The organism is Clostridium sp., assembly GCF_030532265.1.
Classification (GTDB): domain Bacteria; phylum Bacillota; class Clostridia; order Clostridiales; family Clostridiaceae; genus Clostridium.
The window spans coordinates 8,759-14,496 of sequence record NZ_JAUNLM010000035.1 but is presented as its reverse complement, the minus strand read 5'-3'; the positions used below and the strand labels follow the sequence as shown (position 1 = coordinate 14,496).

The 5,738-nt window shown below is 23.1% G+C and carries 3 protein-coding genes; all 3 read left to right on the top strand.

Annotation, left to right across the window (positions count from 1 at the left end; all coding sequences use genetic code 11):
• Positions 1-86 precede the first annotated feature (86 nt).
• From Q4E08_RS08420 to Q4E08_RS08410, 3 genes are read left to right on the top strand one after another with little or no spacing between them, the layout of a single operon-like run.
• Positions 87-1,505, top strand: a complete 1,419-nt coding sequence (locus Q4E08_RS08420) for a hypothetical protein (protein WP_303130150.1) — start codon at positions 87-89, stop codon at positions 1,503-1,505.
• Positions 1,506-1,519: 14 nt separating this feature from the next.
• Entirely contained in the window at positions 1,520-2,218 is a 699-nt protein-coding gene (locus Q4E08_RS08415) for an OmpA family protein (protein ID WP_303130149.1), read from the top strand.
• An 11-nt stretch (positions 2,219-2,229) separates the two neighbouring features.
• Complete coding sequence (locus Q4E08_RS08410; protein ID WP_303130148.1) at positions 2,230-5,511, top strand: hypothetical protein; 3,282 nt, start codon at positions 2,230-2,232, stop codon at positions 5,509-5,511.
• Positions 5,512-5,738 lie beyond the last annotated feature (227 nt).

The window sequence follows — 5,738 nt, the reverse complement described above, 5'->3', positions numbered from 1 at the left end:
ATATAATTTTAATATTTTAAAGTAGCATATTTTAACTTAAGAAATAATAAAAATACAGTAATATTAAGTTTTGTGGAGGGTTTAACTTGGGAGTTTTAGGAGAATTAATAAATTCTTTTACTGGTCAAGGAATCGTAGGATTTTTATTTGTTTTTATTATTTTAGCATTAGGGGTAACTGGTATAATTTTAAGCTTGAAACTTAAAAAAAATTATAGTGAGTTGAAAAGTAACTTTGAGTCTTCACCAATAATTAATGATGAAACAGGTGAAAGAAAGCTTGAAGATAAAACTCTTTATAATATTTCAGAAGAGTTTAAAAGAAGTGCATCTAAGGGAACTGAGAACATAAATACAGAAGTACTTATGGCAAAACATTTAAGTAATAGATTAGGGGTAAATGAAAAAGCACTTCATTTATTTCCAGCTTCATCAATAGCCTTAGGTCTTCTTGGAACTTTTTTAGGACTTACAGTTTCAATTAATTCAACAAATACTGTTTTGGAATCAGGTGTTAATTCAATGGAAGCTTTTTTAAGCCGTATGGAAATACCTCTTCAAGGAATGGCAAGTGCATTCTGGACAAGTATTTTTGGTGTTATTATGTCTTTAATTTTAAATTACGTAATTCAGCTTTCTAAAAAGGAAAAAGAAAGTTTTTATGACCAATTTGAAGACTACTTAGATAATATTTTATATAGTGAGCATGCTTTTAGTTTTGTTACTCAATTTGAAAGATTTAATGATGTTATTAAAGGCTCAATGATTGATTTAACTAAAGAAATTAGAGTTTTATTTAAAGAAGGTATTGATGAGCTTGTTAAAAATATTAATAAAAATACAGTTGATATGACTGAATCTGCAAAGGTTCTAGCAATATACACTAAAGATTTAGAACTTGTAATAAGTTCTCTTAATAATTCTGTGGATAATTTTAAAGCACCTATTGATAAATTTAAAGGTTCAATTGATGATTTTAATATAACAACTGAAAAGCTAGAATTTATAATGAATACTTCAATAAATAAGCTTTCAGATAAAATGGATGTTTTAGCTGAGATTCTTAATAAATTAGATATATCAATGGATGGACAAAAAGAAGTTATTGAAGTTGTTAATGATGAAATAAGGTCATATAAGGAAATAGTAAGTAGAAGTTATAGAGAACTTTCAGAAGGAATTTATAATATTTCTAAATCTATTGATCAAAATAATGAAATTTCAAAAGAGCATATTGATGAATTAAAAGATGTTTTTGAAGGGGTTAATGAAACAATAGGAGATTTTGCAAATAATGTAGATTCATTAAAAGAAGGTATTGGAGAAGTTGTTTCAAGAATAATAAAAGAGGAGCTTTTAAATATATCAGATGAAATTGCAGAAAGGCTACAAGTTTCAATTAAAGGTATAGAAGAAGCAACAGATAGTTTAAGTTATAATACAAAAACTATTGGAGAGCTTGTACGTGCAACTAATGAGTGGGTTGCTGTGGCAAATGATGATTAAAGGAGGTCCTCTTTATGAAAATAAGAACTAGAAAATATAGAAGCAGAGAAGAAGGACAGTCCTACTGGCCATCTTTTGTTGATATTATGAGTGTTTTTGCTCTTGTATTTTTCTTTCTTATGATGATTTCAATGGCTATATCATCATTATTTGTTGACAATATATCAAAAAAGAGAGAAGAAATATATAATTCTATACAAGATAATTTAGACAAAAATAATGTAGATGAAAATATTATGTATTTTGATAGAAATGAAGGCAAGATGGTTTTAAATACAGAAACATTTTTTGATACAGATAAATGGGTATTAAAAAAGGACGGGCAAAATTTAGCAAAACAGCTTAATAATATTTTTTATAATATTTTATCTTCTGAAAATATAAAAGATGAAATTGAATATATTGAAGTTGTTGGTCATACAGATTATGCAGGAAGTACAATAGAAAACAGAAAACTTTCAACAGAACGTGCAATGAGCTTTTTAAATGCTATGGTTCCAATGGATAGTAAGCTTGAAAATGAGTTTGGAGGGAAATTTAAAGCTTCTGGAATGTCAGAGTTTGAAACTAATCCAAATAAAGAAGATAGAGATAAGAAAACTTACACTAAAGAAGATATAGAAAATACTAAAGATCAAAGAAAAATTGAAATTAATATGGTATTTTCTAATAAAGATTTAGAAGAGGCTATAAAGTCTAGAGTAAGTAACTAGGAGGACTTTATATGGAAAGCTTAGATAATAAGGTTTATGGCTTTAGTGTAGAAGATGCATTAAGATATAGAGAAAGAACATCACTTACTGATAGAGTATTAACTTATAAAAGAGAAAATGGACTTCATAAGGAATTTTGGATTAAATATGAAAGTGATGGTTTACTTTATAATATAAATAAAGTTTCTGTAAAGCATAATGAAATAATAGATGTTATAATTGAAAATTCTCTTTATGAAAAAAGAATAAAAGTATCTATAAATATTCCAAGACAGTTAAGGCGTCAATATAATTTTAAGGAAACATTAATTATATACACAGGTTATGATGTTAGAGAATTTTCCTTTTACGTTCAATGTGAAGGGTCAAGAATAGAAAAAAATATTATAAAGCTTACTGATGTATTAAAGTATAGAAAAAGTGAAAGTACACTTTTAAGCATAGTAAATAACATGAATGATATTGATGATATATTAGATATTACAAGAAAAGCTCCTTATATTATAGATATGGATATATCAATAGATACTTATTTAAAGATTATAAAAAACTGTAAGGAAATTTCAAAAAATGATATAAAGCTTTCTTTATTTTGTGAAGAACTTATAAAAAATAAAGCAATTGTAACTAATGATATTGTTGAGTGTGTAAAAAACATGTATACAAAAGGTTTAGTTACTAAAAACACTTTAGGAGCTATAAAATATTTAAGTATTACTTGCTCAAATAATAGAGAATTAAGCTTTATATTACTTGGAATAAAAGCAAAACTTAATTTTATAGATGATGATTTTGCAAAAGAGTTTGTAAAATTATATAAAGAAGCACCAAATGTTAAAGCTTTAGATAAAATATTAAATTTAATATTATATTCAGAAAGAGTTAAATACAATAAAGAGCTTATAAAAATAATATTTGGATTTCATAAAAGAAATAATGATGTAAAATCACTATTAACTGTATGTAGATGGCTTACTAAAAATAAAGTTTCGTTAGAGCTTTATGGAATAAGCCTTAAAGATAGAAATCTTTTAGTTAAAGCTTATAGGAAAGATATTATAGATTGGAAAGAGCTTTTATTATATTGTGATGGATATTACAATAAGAGCATTTATATAAGAGATGCTTTAACTAAGCTTTTTGAAGAGAAGATTTTAAGAGGTAAAGAAAGGGATAAAAGATTTATATATTCAAAGTATAATCACGTAGTAAAAGATTTAAGTAAATATAGTAAAGTTATATACAAAGATTATATTGATTTTATTTTAAGTCTTCAAAATAGAACTGATACATTTAAAACTTTAACTCTTGAAAATTATTTAAATAACTTTAGAGATTCTTTATCTAGAGAAGAAAAAAATAATATAGTAGAAAAAATAATAACTTTTTATATAGAAGAAGGCAATAGAGAAAAATATATAAAGGTTATAAAAGAAAATAAGGAAATTTTAAATTCTATAATATATAGAAATATAAAAAATATTAATTTTATAGAAGAAATTTTGTTTAGTGATTTAACTAAAGAAATACAGTTTACAAATGAGTTATTAAAAGATTTTTCAACATGTATTATAAAAAATAAAAGGTTTGAATTGTTATTTTATATTTTAGAAGAATATAAAAATATAGAAAATTATGATGAAAACTTATTTAAAATATTTAAAAGCTTTATATTTAATTTTAATGGAATAAATGAAGCAGTATACGAAAAAACAATATTCCCAATATACTATAAGTTATCTCTTGAAGAAAAGGAGAAGTTTTATAAACTTTTATTAAATAGAGAGGATTTACCTTATTATTTTAGGGAAGAAAATTATAAAATATTTAAAATAAGTAAAGATAAAAAATTTATAATTGATAGTTTCTTAAAAGGAAATAATGAAAGTGTATTTTCTAAAAATTTAACTCTTAAAGAGTATTTTAATGAAGATGATATTTTTTTAAAGGCATTAAAAAAGGGTAATGAAGATGACATTACAATAAAATTTGCTTTGGAAAAAATATGTAGTAAGTTTAAAGAAGATAAGAAATATGTAGTAAATTTATGTTCTAGTATAAAAGATAAAAATACAAAAATTAAAGATATAGAAATTTTGGCAAAAGATTATTTGAAATTTAAAAACGATAAATTTAATAAATATATATTTGAGGAATTTAAAGTAACAAATAAAATTTCAGGAGAAGTTTGCAATAAAGTAGAACTTACTAATATATTTACTTTAAAAACAGAAAGTGGATATATATTTAAAGAGGAAAGTATAAAAAATTTAATAAAGAAATATTTAAAAAGAAATTATATATCCTTTAAAGAAATTGAAGGTGAAGTTATAGTAATTGATGAAAAGCCCAGCAAAGCTCTTAATGATAATAATATAAATTTATTTTTGAAAAATATGATAAAAGTTATATCACTGCAACAAGGGCTTATGAATAATGGATGTATTATTTTAGACTTTGGAAGTGACAGCTTTATTTATTTTAAAGAAGATATATTTTTAGATAACCTTCAAAATATATCAATATTTAAATATAATATAGAAAATAAAAACAATAAAGAGCTTAGAATAGAAAATAAAGATAGTAAAGCATTTGTTACACAAAATAATGAATTAGTTAATATAAAATGTAATGATAAAGAATTCAATATAAAAAATAATATAACTTTTAACAATATAGAAAAAAGCTCAGTTAATAGTTTAAAATATTTTATAAATAAAAGTATTAAAGTTTTAAGTTTAGATGATAAAAATAAAGAACAGCTAATTAAAAATAATATTATAAAAAATATAATTTATAATGATAAAATTAAAACTTATATAGACCTTAAAAATTCCATTAATGAAGTATTAAAGGGAGAAGATGAAGGCTTTAAAGAATATAAATACAATAAGTATTTAGATGATTTTCAAATACTTCAAGATAGTTTTAAAGAAAAGGTATTAGAACTTATATTAAAAAGGTGCGATATAAGAAAAAAAGCTAAGAGTATAGCTATATATTCTTCTTTTTATGAGAAGGCTCGTGAGGCACATTTTAAGTATTTACTTAATTGCTTTAATAATCACTTTTTTGATTTAGAGGATAATGATTTTAAAGAAATATACAATAAAATAATAAGTATAATAAAAGAAGATAAAAATATGGCTTATGAGTACCAAAATGAAATTACTGAAGTATTTTTAAATGCACCAAAGAGATGTAATTATAGTGGATATGATGTGCTTTTTGAAGTGAAAAAATTTCCTGATATGTTTGATGTAGATTATATTAGAGATAAAATTATAAGTTAAATATAAAATAAACGTAGGTATATATATACCTACGTTTATTTTGCAAACAATATTAAATTTGTTTAACAAACTTAGTCTCTATCATATGAGCAAGGATTGCATGGGTTGTCATGGTCTTGTTTATGACATTGTTGGTTTCTTGGAGTTGGAATAGTTAAAACTGATAGTTTTTCTTCAGCTAAAGCATATATAGTTTTCTTTATTAATAATGAAGTTTCTATATTAGC